Source organism: Vreelandella hamiltonii (genome assembly GCF_014651795.1).
Lineage (GTDB): Bacteria > Pseudomonadota > Gammaproteobacteria > Pseudomonadales > Halomonadaceae > Vreelandella > Vreelandella hamiltonii.
In genome coordinates, this window is record NZ_BMXO01000005.1 from 186,636 (window position 1) to 206,922 (window position 20,287).

Annotated in this window: 20 protein-coding genes; 10 read left to right on the forward strand and 10 right to left on the reverse strand. The window is 62.2% G+C overall.

Annotated features, from left to right (window positions below; all coding sequences use genetic code 11):
• Positions 1–71 precede the first annotated feature (71 nt).
• The 5 genes from IE061_RS07705 to cysZ all read left to right on the forward strand — a co-directional run bounded on the left by IE061_RS07705 (position 72) and on the right by cysZ (position 4,977).
• On the forward strand, positions 72–1,190 hold the full coding sequence (locus tag IE061_RS07705) for an ABC transporter permease subunit (RefSeq protein ID WP_193461339.1): 1,119 nt from the start codon (positions 72–74) through the stop codon (positions 1,188–1,190).
• Positions 1,190–2,599: a phosphate ABC transporter permease PstA gene (gene pstA, locus IE061_RS07710; protein ID WP_193461340.1), complete on the forward strand. Its 1,410-nt coding sequence runs from the start codon at positions 1,190–1,192 to the stop codon at positions 2,597–2,599. Before IE061_RS07705 ends, pstA begins: the two co-directional genes overlap by 1 nt.
• Positions 2,593–3,405 carry a phosphate ABC transporter ATP-binding protein PstB gene (pstB, locus tag IE061_RS07715; protein WP_193461341.1) on the forward strand — a complete coding sequence of 271 codons (813 nt, stop codon included), beginning with the start codon at positions 2,593–2,595 and terminating at the stop codon, positions 3,403–3,405. Before pstA ends, pstB begins: the two co-directional genes overlap by 7 nt.
• A 30-nt stretch (positions 3,406–3,435) precedes the next feature.
• Positions 3,436–4,161 carry a phosphate signaling complex protein PhoU gene (gene phoU, locus IE061_RS07720; RefSeq protein ID WP_039178877.1) on the forward strand — a complete coding sequence of 242 codons (726 nt, stop codon included), beginning with the start codon at positions 3,436–3,438 and terminating at the stop codon, positions 4,159–4,161.
• Positions 4,162–4,230: 69 nt separating this feature from the next.
• Complete coding sequence (gene cysZ, locus IE061_RS07725; protein ID WP_193461342.1) at positions 4,231–4,977, forward strand: sulfate transporter CysZ; 747 nt, start codon at positions 4,231–4,233, stop codon at positions 4,975–4,977.
• Positions 4,978–5,256: 279 nt separating this feature from the next.
• On the opposite strand, the gene IE061_RS07730 is transcribed toward cysZ, so the two are convergent.
• The 5 genes from IE061_RS07730 to IE061_RS07750 all read right to left on the reverse strand — a co-directional run bounded on the left by IE061_RS07730 (position 5,257) and on the right by IE061_RS07750 (position 9,470).
• The gene (locus IE061_RS07730) at positions 5,257–5,568 is read right to left on the reverse strand and encodes a hypothetical protein (RefSeq protein WP_016915482.1); all 312 of its coding nucleotides are present in this window, start codon (positions 5,566–5,568) and stop codon (positions 5,257–5,259) included.
• 317 nt (positions 5,569–5,885) lie between these two features.
• A complete protein-coding gene (gene phoR / locus IE061_RS07735) occupies positions 5,886–7,181 on the reverse strand; it encodes a phosphate regulon sensor histidine kinase PhoR (RefSeq protein ID WP_016915483.1) in 1,296 nt (431 codons plus the stop codon).
• Positions 7,182–7,183: 2 nt separating this feature from the next.
• Positions 7,184–7,873 carry a phosphate regulon transcriptional regulator PhoB gene (gene phoB / locus IE061_RS07740; RefSeq protein ID WP_016915484.1) on the reverse strand — a complete coding sequence of 230 codons (690 nt, stop codon included), beginning with the start codon at positions 7,871–7,873 and terminating at the stop codon, positions 7,184–7,186.
• A gap of 96 nt (positions 7,874–7,969) precedes the next feature.
• The gene (gene ubiA, locus IE061_RS07745; protein ID WP_193461354.1) at positions 7,970–8,860 is read right to left on the reverse strand and encodes a 4-hydroxybenzoate octaprenyltransferase; all 891 of its coding nucleotides are present in this window, start codon (positions 8,858–8,860) and stop codon (positions 7,970–7,972) included.
• A 37-nt stretch (positions 8,861–8,897) separates the two neighbouring features.
• Positions 8,898–9,470, reverse strand: a complete 573-nt coding sequence (locus IE061_RS07750) for a chorismate--pyruvate lyase family protein (protein WP_081138554.1) — start codon at positions 9,468–9,470, stop codon at positions 8,898–8,900.
• A gap of 87 nt (positions 9,471–9,557) precedes the next feature.
• Here IE061_RS07750 and IE061_RS07755 point away from each other — a divergent pair, with 87 nt between their 5' ends.
• From IE061_RS07755 to IE061_RS07770, 4 genes are all read left to right on the forward strand, one after another.
• Positions 9,558–10,742: an NAD(P)/FAD-dependent oxidoreductase gene (locus IE061_RS07755; protein ID WP_193461343.1), complete on the forward strand. Its 1,185-nt coding sequence runs from the start codon at positions 9,558–9,560 to the stop codon at positions 10,740–10,742.
• A 92-nt stretch (positions 10,743–10,834) separates the two neighbouring features.
• Positions 10,835–11,107 carry an HU family DNA-binding protein gene (locus IE061_RS07760; protein ID WP_016915488.1) on the forward strand — a complete coding sequence of 91 codons (273 nt, stop codon included), beginning with the start codon at positions 10,835–10,837 and terminating at the stop codon, positions 11,105–11,107.
• On the forward strand, positions 11,107–11,463 hold the full coding sequence (locus IE061_RS07765; protein WP_058577674.1) for a hypothetical protein: 357 nt from the start codon (positions 11,107–11,109) through the stop codon (positions 11,461–11,463). The genes IE061_RS07760 and IE061_RS07765 overlap by 1 nt, the downstream gene beginning before the upstream one ends.
• 46 nt (positions 11,464–11,509) lie before the next feature.
• Complete coding sequence (locus IE061_RS07770) at positions 11,510–12,448, forward strand: LysR family transcriptional regulator (RefSeq protein ID WP_193461344.1); 939 nt, start codon at positions 11,510–11,512, stop codon at positions 12,446–12,448.
• Here IE061_RS07770 and IE061_RS07775 read toward each other — a convergent pair.
• From IE061_RS07775 to IE061_RS07795, 5 genes are all read right to left on the reverse strand, one after another.
• A complete protein-coding gene (locus IE061_RS07775) occupies positions 12,427–13,977 on the reverse strand; it encodes an aldehyde dehydrogenase family protein (RefSeq protein WP_193461345.1) in 1,551 nt (516 codons plus the stop codon). The two genes, IE061_RS07770 and IE061_RS07775, sit on opposite strands and share 22 nt — an antisense overlap.
• Positions 13,974–14,879: an NAD(P)-dependent oxidoreductase gene (locus IE061_RS07780; RefSeq protein ID WP_193461346.1), complete on the reverse strand. Its 906-nt coding sequence runs from the start codon at positions 14,877–14,879 to the stop codon at positions 13,974–13,976. The genes IE061_RS07775 and IE061_RS07780 overlap by 4 nt, the downstream gene beginning before the upstream one ends.
• Positions 14,880–14,976: 97 nt before the next feature.
• Positions 14,977–16,134 carry a M20 aminoacylase family protein gene (locus IE061_RS07785; RefSeq protein ID WP_193461347.1) on the reverse strand — a complete coding sequence of 386 codons (1,158 nt, stop codon included), beginning with the start codon at positions 16,132–16,134 and terminating at the stop codon, positions 14,977–14,979.
• Between the two features lie 10 nt (positions 16,135–16,144).
• Positions 16,145–16,639 (reverse strand): hypothetical protein, encoded by a 495-nt coding sequence (locus IE061_RS07790; protein ID WP_084123778.1) that lies wholly within the window; start codon positions 16,637–16,639, stop codon positions 16,145–16,147.
• Positions 16,629–17,444: a DUF3100 domain-containing protein gene (locus IE061_RS07795; protein WP_193461348.1), complete on the reverse strand. Its 816-nt coding sequence runs from the start codon at positions 17,442–17,444 to the stop codon at positions 16,629–16,631. Before IE061_RS07795 ends, IE061_RS07790 begins: the two co-directional genes overlap by 11 nt.
• Before the next feature lie 238 nt (positions 17,445–17,682).
• On the opposite strand from IE061_RS07795, the gene yccS reads away from it, so the two are divergent.
• The gene (gene yccS, locus IE061_RS07800) at positions 17,683–19,875 is read left to right on the forward strand and encodes a YccS family putative transporter (protein WP_193461349.1); all 2,193 of its coding nucleotides are present in this window, start codon (positions 17,683–17,685) and stop codon (positions 19,873–19,875) included.
• Positions 19,876–20,287: the final 412 nt, after the last annotated feature.

Consider the following 20,287-nt stretch of genomic DNA (forward strand, 5'->3'; position numbering starts at 1 on the left):
GGGCGTAGGGTAAGCTATTCTGGCCACAAACCCTTATTTTCATCACGGCACCTGCTTCGTATGATGTCGACATGACTCCTCCTCGGCTACCTGCTTCGCGTCAGCCGCTACGTTTGCTTCACGACCGTATTGCCACCGGACTGATTACGGCTGGCGGCATTGCTGTTTTGCTGGCGATCCTCGCCATTGGCGTCTTTCTGGTATGGGAAGCGCTGCCGCTGCTTGGTTTTGGCGAAGCGCTCTCCCTGGCCACGCTGTCGCCGCTCGCTTGGGGCACCCTCAAAGCTGCCCTGGCGGCCATGCTGTTTGCCACGCCCATTGCGCTAGGGGCCGCCATGTATTCGGCGCTGTTCATGTCGTCACGCCTGCGCAGCCGCATCAAGCCCGTGATGGAGTTGATGGAAGCAATACCCGGCGTGGTGATTGGCTTCATTGCCGGACTGCTGCTGGCCCCGTGGGTAGAGCGTCATTTGGCCAGCGCCCTGCTCGTACTGGCCTGGCTGCCGCTGAGCGCAGCGCTGGCAGGTGCCCTTTGGCATATGGCCAGCAGCCGTTGGCGCCAGCGGCTGCCGCTGTCGTCGGCGGCACTGTGGCTGATACCGTGGCTCGCCTGCATGACCGCCCTAGCCCTGTGGGCGGCATCGCTCGCCGAAACCCACTGGCTGGGGGGCGACTTGCGTCTGTGGCTGGAGCAGCGCCACGGCATCGACTACGCCACTCGCAACGCCCTGATCGTCGGCATCGCCATGGGCTTTGCGATTATTCCCAGCATCTACTCGCTGGCCGATGACGCCCTGGCCGACGTGCCATCCACCTTGATGGAGGGCGCCCAGGCGTTGGGCGCCAGCCGCTGGCAAGCGCTGTGGAAAGTCGCCCTGCCCACCGCAGGCCCTGGCGTGTTTTCGGCGGTGATGATTGGCGCAGGCCGCGCCGTGGGCGAAACCATGATCGTGCTGATGGCCAGCGGCAACACCGCACTGTTCAGCGCCAGCCCCTTTGAGGGGCTACGTTCACTGTCGGCGTCGATTGCCATCGAGCTGCCGGAGGCCTCCCCCGGCGGCATGACCTATCACCTGCTGATTCTGGCGGCGCTGGCGCTGTTCATCTTCACCTTCTCGGTCAATACGCTGGCCGAAGTCGTGCGCCAGCGCCTGCGTCGGCGTTACCAGCGGCTGGGAGGTGCACGCTGATGGGCTGGCGAGCGCTGAGCTTTCGCCTGAACACGGCGGGCAACCGGCTGTGGCCCTGGCTGTGTGCGGGTAGCGTGGCCCTTTCGCTGCTCATGCTCGGCGCTTTGCTGGTACTGCTGACCACCAAAGGGTTAGGTCACTTCTGGCCCGCCGAGCTGGAGGAGGTCACCCTGCACAGCGGCGAAACGGTGATCGGCCAGCCGGTGCGCGAGGTGCCGCTACCCCATGCCCAGGGCATGGAGCGGCTCTATTTTACCGGCAACCGCGACCTCACGGGTGCCAGCTGGCGCTGGCTGGCCGTCGATCAAATTGCCCAGATCACTAAACCCGCTGAGCTGATACGCCTGGAGCGCACCCCCTGGGGCGACTTTCTTGGCCGCCTGGATGCCGTCGAAAGCGAAGGCCAGCGGCTTGAAGGGCAGGCGGCCATGGAGTTCGTGCGCCAAGCCCTGATGCTGCCGCCAAACCAGCGCCCCGACGCCCAGCTGTTGCTGGAAGCCAATGGCAGGGTACAGCCTCAGCCGCTGGCGGGGATCACCCGCCTGCAAACCCCCAACGCCATGGCCTGGCACCAAAAGGTGGCGGCCTGGGGCGGGCGCGTGTGGCAGTTCCTCAGTGAGGGGCCGCGCGCGGCCAATACCGGGGGCGGCGTATGGCCGGCCATTTTCGGTACGCTGCTGATGGTGATTCTCATGTCCGTGATCGTCACCCCCTTTGGCGTGTTGGCGGCCATCTACCTCAACGAAATTGCCCACCAGAACCGCCTGACCCATCTGGTGCGTATCGGGGTCCGTAACCTCGCTGGCGTGCCCTCCATCGTATATGGCGTATTTGGGCTGGGAGTTTTCGTGTACGGCATCGGCGGCTCCATCGACAGCTGGTTCTTCGAAGACGAACTGCCATCACCGACCTTTGGTACCGGCGGGCTGCTGTGGGCATCGCTGACCCTGGCACTGCTGACCCTGCCGGTGGTGATCGTGGCTACGGAAGAGGGCCTGGCACGCATTCCCGATGCCCAACGTGAAGGGGCCGTGGCGCTGGGGGCAACCCGCCTGGAGATGCTCACGCGCATCGTGCTGCCCATGGCCATGCCCGCCATGCTGACCGGGGTGATTCTGGCCGTGGCGCGGGCCGCTGGCGAAGTGGCCCCGTTGATGCTGGTGGGCGTCGCCAAGCTGGCTCCGCAAATGCCCCTGGACGGCGAGTTTCCCTACCTGCACCTCGAACGCAAGTTCATGCACCTCGGCTATCATCTATTTGATACAGCGTTTCACGGTGAAGACGTACAGGCCGCGATCCCCCTGGTGTTTGCCACCGCGCTCCTGCTGGTACTGATTGTGCTGGTGCTTAATCTAACTGCCATATTTCTGCGTCATTATCTGAGGCGTCAACGAGGAAACGAATGCTAGCGCTATCGTCCGCCAACACTGCTCAACCGCCGGTGACGCGCTTCTCAGCCGACGCCCGGTGCCTGAGCATCCACCAGTTCAACCTCGCTTATGCGGGGAAACCGGCGTTGCGTGACCTGACGCTCGACGTACCTCGTCACCGAGTGACCGCGTTCATCGGCCCCTCGGGCTGCGGAAAGTCCACGCTGCTACGGGCAATCAATCGGCTTCACGATTTGAACGAGTCCGTGACCCACGATGGCCATATCTACCTGGAAGAGCAGGACATTCATGCGCCACGCATGAACGTGACCGAACTCAGACGGCGGGTAGGGATGGTGTTTCAGACGCCCAACCCGTTCCCGATGTCGATCTACGAAAACGTGGCCTTTGGCCTGCGCCTGCAAGGGCGCCTGCCCAAACGCAAACGCGACGATATCATCGAGTGGGCGCTGACATCGGCCGCTCTGTGGGATGAGGTCAAGGACCGCCTGCACCGTTCGGCCTGGCAGCTCTCCGGCGGGCAACAGCAGCGCCTGGTAATTGCCCGGACGTTGGCCGTTCAGCCGGATGTCCTGCTGCTGGACGAGCCCGCCTCGGCCCTCGACCCGATTTCGACCCTCAAGATCGAGGAGTTGATACGCAACCTGAAGTCCCAGCTCACCCTGGTGCTGGTGACTCACAATATGCAGCAGGCCGCGCGGGTTTCCGACTACACGGCCTTTTTGCACAACGGTGAACTGATCGAGTATGGGCCCACGGATCAAGTGTTCACCAACCCGCGTCTACAACGCACCGAAAATTACATTACCGGCCGCATGACCTAGGCCCCATCGACGATACGTCAGGAGTGCTCAATGGATATCACGAGCGAGACACACAGCCAACACATCTCTCGCCAGTTCAACCAGGAGCTGGAAGAGCTGAAGACCCACCTGATGGCCATGGGCGGTCTGGTGGAAAAGCAGGTGCAGGATGCGGTGCATGCTCTGCTGGAGGGCGACAGCCGCCTGGCGGAAAAAGTGCGCGACAATGACCGTCAGGTCAACGACCTGCAGCTGCAAATCGACGACGAATGCACCCGGGTGCTGGCTCGCCGTCAGCCGGCGGCATCGGACCTGCGGCTAGTGCTCGCGGTCATCCGTGCTACATCGGACCTGGAGCGAATCGGCGACGAAGCCAGCAAGATTGCCCGCAATGCGCTGTTGTTAAGTGAAAACAGCGGTGGCATTCGCGGTCTGGTAGAAGTTCGCCATATCAGCGAGCACGTGCGCAAGATGCTGCGTGACGCCTTGACCGCCTTCGCCCGCTTCGATACCGAGCTGGCCATGCAGGTCGTTCGCGAAGACGAATCGGTAGACGACGAATACGGCAGCGCCATGCGCTCACTGATGACCTTCATGATGGAAGACTCGCGCTCCATCAGTTCGGTGCTGAGCATCATGTGGGTACTGCGCGCCCTGGAACGGGTGGGCGACCACGCCAACAACCTGGCGGAATACGTGGTGTACCTGGTGAAAGGCCTGGATATTCGCCACAGCGATCCCAGTACCCTGGAACAGAAGGTCATGAAAAAATCTTGACCTGCCCGCCAAACCCTCCTGCAATACGCCCAGATAATCATCTGGGCGTTTTTTAGGGAGTCATGTCGCGTGAATGCACTCAACGCGTTGGGCCAAGGCACCCGCCTGGTGTATCAGCCCGGGCTAAGGCGCTATGTCTTTCTACCCATTCTGGTCAATCTGCTCGTATATACGGGTATGGTTTACGTGCTCTTCACACGCTTTTCGGGCTGGCTGGAGAGCAGCATGGCCATGGTGCCTGGCTGGCTGGAGTGGTTGTCGTGGCTGATCTGGCCGCTATTCTTCATCAGCTTGCTGGTGGTGATCTTTTTTAGCTTCACCCTGGTGACTCACCTGATCGCAGCGCCTTTCTATGGGTTTCTGGCGGCTCAGGTAGAGCGCCAGGCCACCGGGCGCGAACCGCTGGATGACCGAGGGCTGGCCAAAACGGCGCTGGACGCCGTGGGTCGAGAGCTGGTCAAGCTGAGCTATATCCTGCCGCGCATGGCCGTATTGTTCCTGTTCAGCTGGATTCCCGGCTTGAACGTCTTGGCGCCTCCCTTATGGGCGCTCTTTTCTGCCTGGGTCATGGCCATTACCTATCTGGATTACCCGATGGATAACAACAAAGTGTCGTTCAAGGAGATGCGCAGCAGGCTTTCACGGCGCTGGTGGCCGAGCATGACATATGGCGGGCTGGTCATGCTCATCACCTGGATCCCCTTGGCCAACCTGTTCCTGATTCCAGGCGCCGTCGCAGGCGCAGTCCTCATGTGGGACCGCCACTATCGTGGCACACCGGACACGCGGGATAGGGCGGCAGGCTCGGCGCTCTGAATCAGAGCCATTCATCACAGGGCCGCCCATATAGCAGGCACAAAAAATTAGACCCCGCTAGGCGGGGTCTCGACCACTCTTACTTATGAACGATACTGACTGCTGGCTTCCTCTCCGTTTGCGGGACTCCAACCCTGGAATTTACCCTGACCAGTGTCTTGACCGTTTTCTGACTCATCCTTGAATCGGTGAGCATCCTTGCTATGGGACATCCTTGCCCTCAGTTTGCTCACTCCTAAGCGTAAGAGTTTTTTTCAGCTTTGCAAAGAATTGTTACGTTTAGCTGCCGCTATTTTCTTCTACCACATCTTCCGGAGTGTACTCGGCACCGCCGCTCATGTTGGTAGACTCTGGCTCATCTACTACATCAGGACCTTGTGTGCCGTGATCGGTGGTCAGGTCTTCTGTGTCGTAACTACCGGGCTCAGCCGTACCAGACTGTGTGTTCATGGGCTCATCTTCGACGGTTACATCCTGATTCTGGTCGATGGATGAGTGATCCGTGGTGTCTGCAAATGCCAGTGGGCTTGCCATCAGGCCAAAAGAAACACCTAAAATACCAGCTTTCTTGAGTAGTTCCTTGGACATCATATTCCGCCTCCTCGATCGCTGTTGATACCGCATAGTTAAGGAAGAGTGACTTCATGTCTTACCAGTTCCTGCGGTAATCTTCCTTGCCTTGAATATTGCATACGTTGTGCCACGGATGCCAAAAAATAAAAAAATTATTTATTATCAATAATTTAAAAAAAAAGAATGGTATAAAGCATGGGCTCAGGGGGTCATGACCACGCCTTTGAGTGGTTAAAAATGACACATGAGTGAGGTGTGACCAGAGTTCTATGCCAATATGGCACACTTATACAGGTGTTATGCAAAAGAGAGGGGGATTCAGTGAAGTCGAGCCTTCAAGCAGGCCCGGTAACGCGTCTGGCAGGAAACACACAGCGAAAGGCAGCTCCCTCGCCCGGGTGTGACTCTACGTTGAGCTGTGCCTCGTGGCGCAGCAGCACGTGCTTCACGATGGCCAGGCCCAGACCCGTCCCTCCTGTTGCCGTACTGCGCCCTTTATCCACTCGATAGAAGCGCTCGGTCAGGCGGGGGATATGCACCGGATCAATGCCATCGCCATCGTCCTCGACCTCGATACACCCGTTGCCGTTGGCGGCCACCGACCAGCGCAGCGTGATCTGGCTGCCTTCCGGGGTATAGCGCACGGCATTGAAGGCTAGATTGGAAATGGCGCTGCGCAGCTCCTGCTCGCTGCCGATCAAGCCAGCGTCGCTCTCTAGAATGACCTGCACACTGTGCTGCTGCCTCGAGAGCGCCAGAGCGTCTCGGCGAATGCTGTCGAGCATGGGGCCTACGGCCAGCGTCTGGTGATCGTCGCCGCCCTGGTCGATTTCCAGCCGTGACAGCAGCAGCAGGTCATTGACCAGGTTCTGCATCCGCCGCGTCTGCTCCTCCATCTGTACAATTCCTTTACCCAAGCGGGGAGGCAGCAGCTCCTTGAGGTCGCCGTAGGTTTCCAGGTAGCCCGACAGCACGGTCAGCGGAGTGCGCAGTTCATGGGAGACGTTGGCGACGAAGTCACGCCGCATCTGCTCCAGGCGGTGCAGACGCGTAATATCACGGGCCATGACCAGCCGCTCGTCATCACCGTACAGAGTGATCTGATACTGGAGGATGCGCCGCTCGTCGATCGGCGAGGTCAGCGTCAGCGGCTCGCTGTAATCGCGGGCATTGAAGTAACTGATGAAGCGAGGATCGCGCAGCAGGTTGGTGATGTGCTGGCCACGATCGTGGGCGGTTTGCAGCCCCAGCATGTCGGTGGCCGCGCTGTTCCACCACTCCAGGTCGCCGTGGCGGTCCAGCATCACCACGCTATCGCGCATGGCTTCGGAGGACTCCTGGATTCTCGCCAGCGTCGCCCGTAAACGACTTTGGGTAATGCGCTGGCTTTTCTGGTAGCGATAGAGGCGGTCGAACAGCTCCCCCCACATGCCCTTGGCCGCCGGGGGCTCATCGTGGGGGTGAAGCGTCAGCCAAAGGAAGAGCGCTCGAAACTGGCGCAGATGATAGACCAGACAAAACAGCAGCCCCGCCGCCAGCCCGGCGCCAGGGTAATCCACCAGCCATCCCAGGCAGAGGCCCAACAGGGCCAGCCAGATGATGCGCCAGATCTCACGGCTCCACAGGCGCACGCTTACACTCGCGCAGAGAACCGGTACCCAGTACCGCGCACCGTTTGAATCAGATTTTGATGAGGCTCGCCCAGCGCTTTACGAAGACGACGAATATGCACGTCCACCGTGCGCTCTTCCACGTAGACGTTGCCACCCCATACCTGGTCAAGCAATTGGCTGCGCGTGTAGGCGCGCTCCTGATGGGTCATGAAAAACTGCAGCAGACGATACTCGGTAGGCCCCATTTCCAGCGCCTTGCCATGGGCGCTGACCCGGTGGCTCACCGGGTCCAACAGCAGACCATTGATTTCGATGGGGTCTTCCACGCCACGCGGCGTGGCACGGCGCAGCACGGCCTTCAGGCGGGCCACCAGCTCACGGGGGGAAAAGGGCTTGGTGATATAGTCGTCGGCACCCGCTTCCAGGCCCTGGATCTTGTTGTCCTCTTCGCCCTTGGCCGTCAGCATGATGATCGGCAGCTCGGCGGTGGCTTCTTCGCGCTTCAGCCGACGGGCCAACTCGATGCCGCTGGTGCCCGGCATCATCCAGTCCAGCAGCAGCAAGTCAGGCTGGTGGTCGACGACCATGGCGTGGGCATCCTGGGCGTTGTCCGCTTCAAGCACGCGATAGTCAGCCATTTCCAGCGCCACGGCGATCATTTCGCGGATCGGCGCCTCATCATCGACGATCAGTACGGTCTTGGCGGTCATTCCAGGGCCTCACGGTGCTCTATTCAGGAAAGTTCAATGACATGCGTGTGACGATAACACCATGACTTGATGACAGTTCCATGACACCCAGTCAATTTAGCCCGCTACCGGCCACCAGCTCAAGGCAATACCTGCAAAGACCAGCAGACCCGACCAGTGGTTGTTCAGGAAGGCCTGAAAACAGCGGTCTCGATCGCGCCCGACGATCAGCCACTGCTGGTACGCGAACGTCGCCGCCATGCCCAGCAACCCCAGCCAGAAAAAGCCCCCTAGCCCAACGCGCAGCGCGACCCAGCTCAGCAGGGCCAGCACGCTTGCCTGCAGCACTCCGATGATCAGCCGGTCAGCACGGCCAAACAGCACGGCGGTCGACTTGATACCGATTTTCAGATCATCGTCACGGTCGACCATGGCGTACTGGGTATCGTAGGCAACGGTCCACAGCAGGTTGGCACTGAACAGCAGCCAGGCTTCCAAAGGCACGTGGCCCAATACCGCGCCAAACGCCATGGGAATGGCCCAGGAAAAGGCCGCGCCCAGCACCACCTGCGGGAAGTGGGTGTAGCGCTTCATGAACGGATACACGAAAGCCAGCAGCACGCCGCCCACCGACAGCAGCACGGTGAACCAGTTAGTCAGCAGCACCAAAATGAAGGCAGCGGCGACCAGCGCCACGAACAGCAGCTGGGCTTCGGTTTCGCTGATGCGTCCCGTGGCCATGGGGCGCTGGCGAGTACGCTTGACGTGGCCATCCACATGGCGGTCGGCATAGTCGTTCACCACGCAGCCCGCAGCACGCATCACGTAGACACCGGCAATGAAGATGATCAGCACGGAGCGACCCGGCACCCCTTCTGCAGCCACCCACAGCGCCCAGAGCGTCGGCCACATGAGCAGCCAGGTACCAATGGGCCGATCCAGGCGCATCAGCTGAAGAAAGTCTGCCAGCCGGGCCCAACCCGTTGGCCGCAATAGAGAACGGTCCATGCTCATGCTTACCTCGTGAAAGAAACTCCAGAATAGCCTAGCGCGAGGGCAGGCTCAGCGCATCGGCCATGGTCGATAAAAAATACTCTTGAACCAGCAGCGACAACCCCGCGTGCTGAAAGACCGAGCGACGCCCCCACTGGCTACGCCCCTTGGCGGGGGCACCCCACGCCGTGAAGCGCGGGAGCGACACCGTGGCCTGCAACGGCCCGCGCACCAGGTCCGGCTGCTGAAACAACCAGCTGCCCAGCGAACGCTCGCCCAAGGCCCCCAGGCCTTTGCCCTGCAGCTGCTCCAGCGGTGCCACCGATCGCGCCACCACCCAGGGGGTGCCGTCGATGCACAGCGCCACCTCGCGTAGCCAGGCATGGCGACGTGGAGCGATTCCCAGCGCCATGGCTTCGTCCTGAAACGGCAGGCCAATGGTCTGACGCAGCAGGCGTACGCGGAACTGGCTCGGCGCTCCGGCCGCCATCAGGCGCGCCGTCAGGGAGTCGGTCGAGGCCACCCATTGCCACCAGGCCGCACTCATGGCAGGCCGCGCAGCGGCAACCGGCCGCCAGTGGGGGGGTAGCGAAAACGCAGGGCGTGGCAACTCAACGAGCGTCACCTGAGCCTCCAGAGCAGTCAATTGGAAAGAAGGCTAGTGTAACATGATGGCTTGGCAGGCTTTTGTTCCTTACCCCCGGATAACGATATGCCCGATTCACACTTCAGCGAATCCCCACATGCCGAGCTGATCATTGTCGGCACTGGCATGGCCGGTATTGGCCTGGCGCGAGCGCTGCGCCACCAGGGAGATTCTCGCACCATCGCGCTGGTTAGCGCCGACCGTGGCGAAGAGTACAGCAAACCGCTGCTGTCCACGGGCTTCGCCAAGCGGTTGAGCCCCGAAAAGCTGGCGCAGCGCAGCGCAGAAGCGCTCGCCGACGAACTGAATGCCCAGCTCATGGCCCACACGCAAGTCGTCGAACTGGCGTTGGAACACCAGATGCTGCGCCTGGACAACGGCACCCTGCTCCGCTACGAGCACCTGGTGCTCGCCACCGGCGCGGCCCCGCGCACGCCATTCCAGATACCCAGTGCGCTGAAAGGGCGCTGTTTCACGGTCAACGACCTGGATGACTACCGCCGCCTGTATGCAGCGCTCGCCCAGCCAAGCCGAGTGGCGATCATTGGCGCGGGCCTGGTGGGCTGCGAATTCGCCAACGACCTCCATGCGGGCGGCCACCACGTCACCCTGGTGGCGCCAGAGAGCACCCCGCTGCCGCGCCTGCTGCCCGAGCCGCTGGGCCATGCCTTGGCCGAAACCTTTCGAACGGCAGGCATGCAACTGGCACTGGGGCGCACGCTGGACAGCCTATCCATGAATGCCGACCGCGACCTGGTACTGCAGCTCGACGGCGGCGAGCGCCATACGGTGGACATCGTCCTGTTGGCCACGGGACTGGCGCCCCGCACGGCGCTGGCCGAGGCCGCCGGACTCGCGGTCAGCGCCCGCGGTATCGAGGTGGACCGGCTGCTTCGTACTCACCAGCCCAACGTATACGCATTGGGCGACGTGGCCTGCATCGACGGCGTGAACGCCATGTACGTTCAGCCGCTGCAAGCCAGCGCCAAAGCGCTGGCGGCCACGCTGGGCGGCTCGCCTACCCCGGTAAGCTTCGGCGCCTGGCCGATCATCGTCAAAACGCCTCTGCTCCCGGTGGTGGCCTACCCGCCAGTGGGCACACCGCAGCACTGGCGAGTGGAGGGTCATGGGCAGGATTTGACGGCGCTGGCGGAAGATAAAGACGGTCGTTTGATTGGTTTTGCGTTGACAGGGGGCTGCGTGAGAAGGAAAGTGGAGCTTTCCAGAGCTGTCCCTGCCCTGCTAGGCTGATTTTCGCCGCCTTCACGACTAGGCTGAATAAGCCCTGCTGGGGTGGGTTACCAACAACATTGACGTTTGTTTTTCACAAGGGAGATTCCTTCATGCGCAAACCTGAACTCGCCGCTGCCATCGCCGAGAGTGCTGACCTGTCCAAGGACAAGGCAGGCCAGGTCCTGAATGTCATTCTGGACGAAATCACCAACAGCGTGGCCAAAGGCGAAGACGTCACACTGATTGGCTTTGGCACCTTCACCGTACGTGAACGCGCCGCCCGTACCGGCAAAAACCCGCAGACCGGCGCACCGCTACAGATTCCGGCCAGCAAGAACGTGGCGTTCAAGCCAGGCAAAGCGCTCAAGGACGCCGTTTCCTAATGAAGCTTTCGCTGACGCTGTGGCTGTTGAGTTTCATGCTCAAGCGCGCCCTGCGCCGCAAGCCGCGCTTTCGTGAGCAGTTGGAACGCATGCGCGGCCTGGACTGGGGCATTGCCACAGAAGATTTGAGCACGGCACGCCACTACCGGATGACCCCCAAACGCATCACGTCCGGTAAAGGCCTGCCCGTCGACCTGGACCTGGAGCTGCGCTTTCGCGACCAGGAAGCCGCCCTGCGCATCCTCAGAAAGCCGACGCAACAGGCATTTCTGGATGGCATGGTGGCGGGTGACGTGCGCCTCGTCGGCGACTCTGCCGACATGAACAAGCTGCAAAAGCTGCTCAGATACTTGTAGCCCTTCAAGCTGGGCGCATTTTCGTCACGCGAGGTAGTACCAGGCGATGGATATCCCTCATCAGCGATTGGCCTACTTTCGCGTGACGCTTGAATCAGGCTCGGTGCGCCGGGCTGCGTCGCGGCTCAACATTGCCCCTTCCGCCGTCAGCCGACAGATTGCCCTGCTGGAAGAAGCCCTGGGGGCAACGCTGATGGAACGCCAGCGCGGCGGCATACGCCCCACGCCCGTCGGCGAGATGCTGCTGGAGTACTGCGAGCGGCGCAGCGCCCTCGACGAGAGCTTTATCACGTCCCTCGAAGCCTACCAGCGGCTGGAAACCGGAACGATTTCCCTCACCGTGGGCGAAGGCTTCGTCAGCGACCTGGTGGCTTCTCCCCTGCATGAATTCACCCAGCGCTATGCGGGCATCCAGCTGGATATCCATATCGCGGGCACCTCCGGCATCATCGATGCGATTGTCGAGGATCAAAGCCATATCGGGCTGATGTTTCACGAGCGTACCCATCCGCAGCTGCGCTTCTGGGCCTCCAGCCCGCAGCCGTTGATGGCCATTCTGGCGCCGCATCACCCCTTGGCCGACCAGCCCCACCCGCTCACCCTGGCACAGCTCAGCACCCAGCCCATGGCCATGTGGGACACCACCCATGGCGTGCGCCAGATGGTTGACCAGGCGTTTCAACAGGCACGCCTCGCCCCGCGTATGACCATGAACACCAACTCGATGGTGATCCTGGCGCAATACGTGCGCAGCGGCATGGGGGTGACGCTGCTACCGGCGTTTGCGGTCGCCCACGACCTGGACACCGGCAGCCTTGTCGCACGCCCGGTAGACGACCCGCTGTTTCAGCGCTCCCAGGCCCACATGGTCACCCGGGTGGGCCGCCAGCAGCCCAAGGCCAGCATCCTGCTGCTGCGCCACCTGCAGCGCTGGATGCAGGCCTTCAGGGACCCGGCATCGAATCAGCCGACACCGCTGCCGTAGCCAAACGCCACGCTGGCCTCCGGTGCGGTTTCCACCCAGACGCTTTGCGGCACCGTGTATTCGCGCAGGCCGTCCAGACCGCTGGAGCGGCCAAAGCCGCTGTCGCCAAAGCCCCCGAACGGCGACATCACGCTGATCGCCTTGTAGCTATTGATCCATACCGTGCCCACCCGCAGCTGCCCCGCCACGCGATGCGCTCGGGCCACGTCCTGGCTCCACACGGCACCGGCCAACCCAAACCGGGTGTCGTTGGCAAGCCGAACGGCCTGGGCCTCGTCATCGAATGCCATGGCGATCAATACCGGGCCAAACACCTCCTGCTGGGCAATCTCCATGTCGGGGGTGACATCCACCAGCACCGTGGGCGCGATAAAGTAGCCCTGGGCGTCGTCAGGCAAGCCTTCCGGGCGTTTGCCCCCCGTCAGCACGCTTGCCCCTTCCGCTTCAGCGGCCTCGATCATGCGCGTCACCTGCTCGAATTGACGGCGATTCTGCAGCGGCCCCATGCGGGTGGCTTCATCGCTGGGCAGGCCCACGTGAATCTGCTCCGCCGCGCGGGCCAGGCGGGTAGTGACCTCCTGGAAGACCGAGCGCTCGATCAGCAGCCGCGAACCCGCCACACAGCTTTGGCCCGCCGCCGCAAAGATGGCCGCCTGGGCGCCAGCTACCGCTTCATCGAGCTTGGCATCGGCGAACACGATATTGGCGGATTTGCCGCCCAGCTCCAGCACGCTGGGCACCAGGCGCCGTGCCCCCGCCTCGGCGATCAGGCGACCACTCTGGGGCGAGCCGACAAACACCAGCTTGCTGATGGCGGGATGGTCGGTCAGCGCCGCACCGGTGGTTCTGCCCAGCCCGTTGACGATGTTGATCAGCCCTTTGGGCAGGCCGCCGCTTTCCAGCCGCTGGGCAATCACCACCGAGGTGAAAGGGGTCAGCTCGGAAGGTTTCAGCACCACCCCATTGCCCGCCGCCATGGCCGGTGCCAGCTGCCAGGCACAGGTGAACATCGGCGCGTTCCAGGGCGTGATCTGCCCCACCACCCCATAAGGCACGTGGCGCACGTAGTTAAGATGCGTGGTGGGCACTGGAATCACTTCGCCGTGCTGCTTGTCGCACCAGCCAGCGTAGTATTCGAACATCTCGCGTACTTTGCCCACTTCAGCCCGGCAGTCGCGAATCGGCTTCCCCGCCACCACGCTTTCCAGCTGTGCCAGCGCCTCTTCGTGGCCCTCCAGGCCCCGTATTGCCGCGTTCATTCGCCGCCCGCGCTCGCTGGCCGTCAACGCCATCCACTCGCGCTGGCCCCGCTGCGCGGCTTGCGTGGCGCGCTCGATGAGCGCTGCACCCGCATCGCGGTAGCTGACCAGCGCCTCCCCCGTCGCCGGGTTGATCAGCGTGATCTCTTCGCCTTCTCCGGCCACCAGATCACCATCGATCCAGTTGCTCAACGGCGTTTTTGCCGCTAACCCAAAGCCGTTCAGGAGTGCGGCAAGCTGGTCGCTGGCATGTTGGCTGAGTGGGCTCATGAGTGGCTCTCCGTTTGGCGGGCACAGGCAAGAATCGGCGTGGTGATATGGTTGAAGTCGTCGCTATCGGCGGGCTGCTCCGGGCTTGCGTGCCAGGCATTCACCACCGTCTGCAGCAGCGCCAGGGGAATACCCAACTGCTCAGCGGCGTCCCGCGCCAAGCGCAGGTCCTTGCGCATCAAGCCGGTGGTAAAGCCCGAATCGAAGCGTTCGCTCAGCACCCACTCGGGGAAGTTCACCTCGCTGATGGCGCTGCGCCCCGAGCCACTGTTGATACCCGCCAGGCAGGCGGCAGGCTCGACGCCTGCCTTGGCGGCCATGGCGACGGCTTCGGCGGTCGTGAGCAGGTGCGCCGCGCACAGGTAGTTGTTGGCGAGCTTCACCACGTGGCCGCTGCCCGGGCCGCCCACATGGGTACGTTTGGCCGACATGGCTTCCAGCATCGGCATCACTCGCTCCAGGGTGGCATCATCGCCGCCCAGCAGCATGCCCAGCGTGCCGTTGGCGGCGCCCTTGGGGCCGCCGCTGACCGGAGCATCCAGCCAGCGCAGGCCCGCCGCGGTGACTTTTGCGGCCAGCTCGCGGCTGACGGCGGGGTCACTGGTGGAGGTATCGACGATCACACTGCCCTTGGGGGCCAGGGCGAGCAGGCCAGGGGAGATTTCGATCACCTCGCGCACATGGGCAGAAGTAGGCAGCGAGAGCAGGTAGACATCGCTGGCAGGCAGGGCATCCGGCGCCACCACGGCCAGGCCCAAGCCTGCGAGCCTTTCCCGCGCGGCCTCAAACAGGTCACTGCCCGTGACCTCAAAGCCGGCGGCCTGCAAGGTCAGCGCCATATTGCCGCCCATCTGGCCCAGGCCTATCACGGTAATCGATAAAGCGTGTTCGGTTTGCGACATCATCAAACTCCTTGGCATGCCATGAAACACTGAATGCGGGGTAAACGCTCCCCTACCCAGTGGGCATCAGAGAGCGCATGGATGTATTACGTCATCGTCAGACGAGCAGTGCGTTGACCAGCGCTACCCAGTAGCGCGTTCCGAGCGGTAACAGCGCATCGTTGAAGTCGTAGTGGGGGTTGTGCAGCGACGGCGAATCTTCGCCGTTGCCCATCCAGATATACGCACCTGGGCACTCGGCCAGCAGGAACGAGAAATCCTCGGAGGCCATGCTGGGCGGCAGGTTGCGCAGCACCTTGCCTTGGCCAAGCAGCCCCTCCAGCACCGTGGCGCAGTGCTGGGCATGCGCTGGGGTATTGATCGTGGCGGGGTAGCAGCGCTGGTAATCCAGTTCCACCGTCAAGCCATGGAACTCGGCCAGGCTGGCAATGGCCTGCTTGAACCGTGCTTCCAGGCGCTCTTTCAGCGCCATGTCGAAGCAGCGCAGCGTGCCGCGCAGCGCCACCTGCTCGGGAATCACGTTGAACGTGTCTCCGGCATTGATGCTGGTGATGCTCAGCACCGCCGACTTGTCCGGCGGCGTTTCACGGCTCACCAGCCCCTGCAGCTGGCTGATCAGCTGGCAGCTCGCCAGCACCGTATCGGTGCCCAGGTGGGGCATCGCCGCATGGCAGCCTTTACCGGTCAGCGTCAGGCTGAAGATGTCGAACGCGGCCATGACGTCGGTATCGTGCACCGCAGCGACCCCCACCGGCAGCCCGGGCCAGTTGTGCAGCCCGTACACGGCGTCCATGGGGAAGCGTTCGAACAGGCCGTCCTCCACCATGGCACGGCCACCGCCTTCGTTCTCTTCGGCGGGTTGGAAGATGAATACCACCCGCCCCTTGAAATCGGGCTGCTGCTTCAGCGCCCAGGCCGCTCCCAGCAACATCGTGGTATGGCCATCGTGTCCGCAGGCGTGCATCTTGCCCGGCGTCTGCGAGGCGTAGGCCAGCCCGGTCTCTTCACGGATGTCCAGGGCGTCGATATCGGCCCGCAGGCCGATGGTCTTGCCTTCCCCCTGCTGGCCATCCAGGGTGGCCACCACGCCCGTGCCCGCCAAGCCCGTGGTGACATCGAAGCCCCACTGGGTGAGCAGCGACGCGATACGCGCACTGGTACGGTGCTCCTCGAAGGCGGTTTCAGGGTACTGGTGGAAATCCTGCCGCCAGGCGGCGAGTTCAGCGCTGTCGGGTATGGTCACTGACGCAGCCATGGTTCACTCCTTAAAGCATGATGTGCGCGACGACGGCGGAGCCGATGAACGTGCCGGTGAACACCAGCAGCGCCACGATGACCAGCTTCCAGCCGGTCTGGCGGAACATGGCGAACTCACGGCCGGTCAGCGCCAGCCCGGCGTAGGCCAATACCGGCGTCACGACCGCCAGGAAATTCACCGCCGCCAATTGCGATACGATCCAGGCGCTCCCCGGAAACGAGGGCAGTGTGACCAGAATGCTCACCAGGGACACCCAGGCCACGCTGGGCAGGTAGAAGGGGCACAGACGCCCCATGACCAGGCCAATGATCACCAGCCCATAAAGAATCAGCATGCCCGGCAGCGCTTCCAGCAGCGGCGCACCGTTGACGGTATTGCTGAACCAGGCCGCCACGCAGACCGCTGCCAGCACCAGTGCGGTCTTGCCCAGCTGGTTTTCCGGGCGCAGCTCTTCCAGCGCACTCTTGTCCAGGGGTTCTGTGGTCATCTCGTTAGCCTTCATGTTGCGTCTCCTGGCGGTTACCGGTCAGGCGCTTGTACATCCACTCGGTGACGGGCAGCGCGATAAAGAGGGAGATATACAGCCCGGTGGCATAGGTCAGCAGGTTACTGGCCCCGGCAAAGGCCAGCAGCTCGTCCCGCGAGGCTGGCACTGCTTCGGCGAGGGCGGCCGAACACGCCGCGACCATGCTGCCGCTGCCCACCCCACAGGCCATGGCCAGGGCGCGGATATCGAGAATGTCCAGCGAAGCGATATAGCCCGCCATCAGCGCGAAGTAGAGCGTGCCAAACATGGTGCCCACCACGTAGACGCCCATGATGCCGATCCCTTCCGGGCTGCGCAGGCCATAACGATCCGAAATGATGGCAATATTGGGCTCACGGGCAATCGAATAGGTGGCACCGACCGCTTCACGGCCCATCTTCAGCACCAGCACCGCAAACGGCAGCGCCAGCAGCATGGTACCCAGGTTGCCCAGCTCCTGAAGGATCAGCGCAGGCCCGGCGGCGATGATCTGCTCGATGGCAGGACCAATGGTAGAGCCAAATTTGGCGATGAACGGCAGAATAGCGATCAGGATGATGGGCCCGGCCGCATGGCTGACCGGCTTGGGAATGACCTTGCCCATCGCCGAAAACAGATGCGGATTGAGCAGCACTCCGATCACGAAGGCGTAAAGCAGAGGGAGTAATAAGAGCGTTCCTGGCCCCAGCGGCATGCGTACGATGCCTATCCATTCCGACAACATCGACATCACGATCACCGTGAGGTGCAGACGCCAGTCCAGCAGCAGTTTGAGATCCATGGGAGTGATCCTGTTTTTTTTAGAGTCACTCCGAGTATCGAAAGGTTACTGTTCCAATCATAGCGATTTTGTGCGCTACTTTTTAGAACACCCCAGCGAATAAACGCTTGGCCAACGCCCAGCGTTCGTTGGCCTGCGCCAGATAGCGACAGCGGCGCCGAGTTGGCTCTATACTCGAACACGACTAAAGTCTAACAAACTAACAACACCACACTTTCGAGGTCCGCTTAGACACATCATGCCCATCTCATTGCCCTTACGCCGCCTCTGGACACTGGATAAGTTCGCCTACAGCCTGAGGGTCTTCATCGCCTTCAGCGGCGCCTTGTTGCTGAGCGGGCTGATGGGCGACGTGGCCCTGGTGATCCCGCTGTTTCTCGGCATCATCGCCTGCGCGCTCTCGGAAACCGACGACAGCTGGCAAGGGCGGGCACAAGCCCTGGCGGTCACCCTGCTGTGCTTTGCCTCGGCCTCGTTCGTGGTGCAGTGGCTATTCCCCTGGCCGTGGCTCTTTGCCGTGGGGCTGGCAGTCTCCACCTTTACGCTGATCATGCTGGGCGCCATTGGCCAGCGCTACGCCACCATTGCCTCGGGCACGCTGATTCTGTCGATCTACTCCATGATCAACATCGAGCAGCACGGCGGAGTGGATGAGGACGTGGCGGCACGCCAGCTGCTGCTGCTGGGCGGCGCGGCCTGGTACGGGGCGATTTCCGTGGTCTGGTGCGCGCTGTTCTCCCGTCAGCCGGTCAAGCAGAGCATGGCACGGGTGTACAAGGCACTGGGGGAGTTCTTGATCCTGAAATCGGCGCTTTTCGAGCCTGTGCGCGGGGTCGATGTGGAAGCCCGACGCGTGGCACTGGCCCGCCAGAACGGCCAGGTGGTGGATGCCCTGAACCAGGCCAAGGAGATGATCTTTCGCCGCCTCGAAGGCCAGCGCGGCAGCCGCAAGCTCAACCGCTACCTGCAGATCTACTTCATTGCCCAGGATATCCACGAGCGGGCCAGCTCCACCCACTATCCTTACAGCGCGCTCACCGATGCGTTTTTCCACCACGACGTGCTGTTTCGCTGCCAGCGCCTGCTGGACCAGCAGGGCCGTGCCTGCCGTCAGCTGGCCAAATCGCTGCTGCTCAATCGCCCGTTCAGTCACGAGCAGAGCGAGCAGGCGCTAGCCGACCTGCGCGCCTCCATCGAGAACCTCCGCGAACGCGGCAAGCCCGAGTGGCGGCCGCTGATTCGCCCGCTGACCGCCCTGGCCGATAACCTCACTACCCTGGAAGCCCAGATTGCCAGCGCCCATAACCCTGCCGCCGATGATGAGCGCCGCGACAGCGCCCTCTACGACCGCTCGCCTTCCAGCCTGCTGGAAGCCTGGAAGCGCGTGCGGCTCAATTTCACGCTGGGCTCGCCCACCTTTCGCCATGCGGTACGCCTGACCACGGCCCTGGTGGTCGGTTATGGGCTGCTGCAGTGGCTGGACCCCAAGCAGGGTTTCTGGATACTGCTGACCACGCTGTTCGTGTGCCGCCCGAACTTTGCCACCACGCGGCGCTTTTTATCTCAGCGTATCCTCGGCACGGTGCTGGGCCTGACCGCGGGCTGGATGTCGATCAGCCTGTTTCCCCAGCCGCTGGTCCAGAGCATGATCGCCGTGGCGGCGGGGGTGTCCTTCTTCGCCAATCGGGAAAAACACTACGTGATTGCCACTGCCTCCATCACCCTGCTGGTGCTGTGCAGCTTCAATCAGGTGGGGGATGGCTTCGATCTGATCTGGCCCAGGCTGTTCGATACCCTGATTGGCTCGCTGATTGCCGGGCTGGCGGTGTTCTTTATCCTGCCGGATTGGCAAGGGCGGCGGCTCTACCGTGAGGCGGGCAAGGTGCTGACCAACCATCGTCACTACCTGGACGAGATCGTGCACCAGTACGAAGAGGGCAAACAGGACGACCTGGCCTACCGCCTGGCCCGGCGGAATGCCCACAACGCCGATGCGGCGCTCTCGACCCTGCTGACCAACATGCTTCACGAGCCAGGCCACTACCGCAAACAGGACGCCGACAACGGCCTGCGCTTCCTGGTGCTCTCCAACACGCTACTCAGCCACCTTTCGGCGTTAGGCGCGCACCGTCATCGGCTGGCAGAAGATGAAGACGATGCCGCCTTCGTCCCCCTCGCCAAACGGATTAGCGCTCTATTAGAGCAACTGGCCGAGCAGTTAGATAAACGTCTGCCGGTGGAGTTACTGACCGAGCCTGCCAACGAGCTGCTGAGCCAGTTAGAGGAACAAAGCGGCGCGCTGGATGAGAAGGCCGTCACGCTCTATCGCCCCATCCAGAGCCAGCTACGCCTGATTGCTGGGCAGTTGGGGCCGCTCAGCGAGGCGGCTGGGCGACTGGTTGAAAATGCAGCCAAATCGCCCCTACCGTGAAGCATCCATGTGCATTGAAGATGTCATGTACCTAGATCGGCGGAATCTGGGCAGGCAGTGCTCACATAGCGGCGAATATTTATTTAGCCTGCTATTGAGACAACGCCTATTTTCCGGCCCTGTTTGTAAGATATTTCTTAAATTCTTGTAAGACATTGCCCCTTCATGCTGGTTAGGGGTTGTCCTTGCTGCCCCCCTCGTTATGCTCATTGGTTCTCATTAGCGGCTGATGATTCAAGGAGGAAGGGCATGGCGCTCAGCACCGGACTGCATTTCACCCTGACGCTCCCCGGCGTTGACGACGTGACCGTGATCGACTTCACCCACCGTGAAGCCCTCTCCCAGCCCTTCGAACTGGCCCTCAACCTGGCCAGCCGCGACGGCAGCCTCGATGCCGCCGAGTTACTCGACC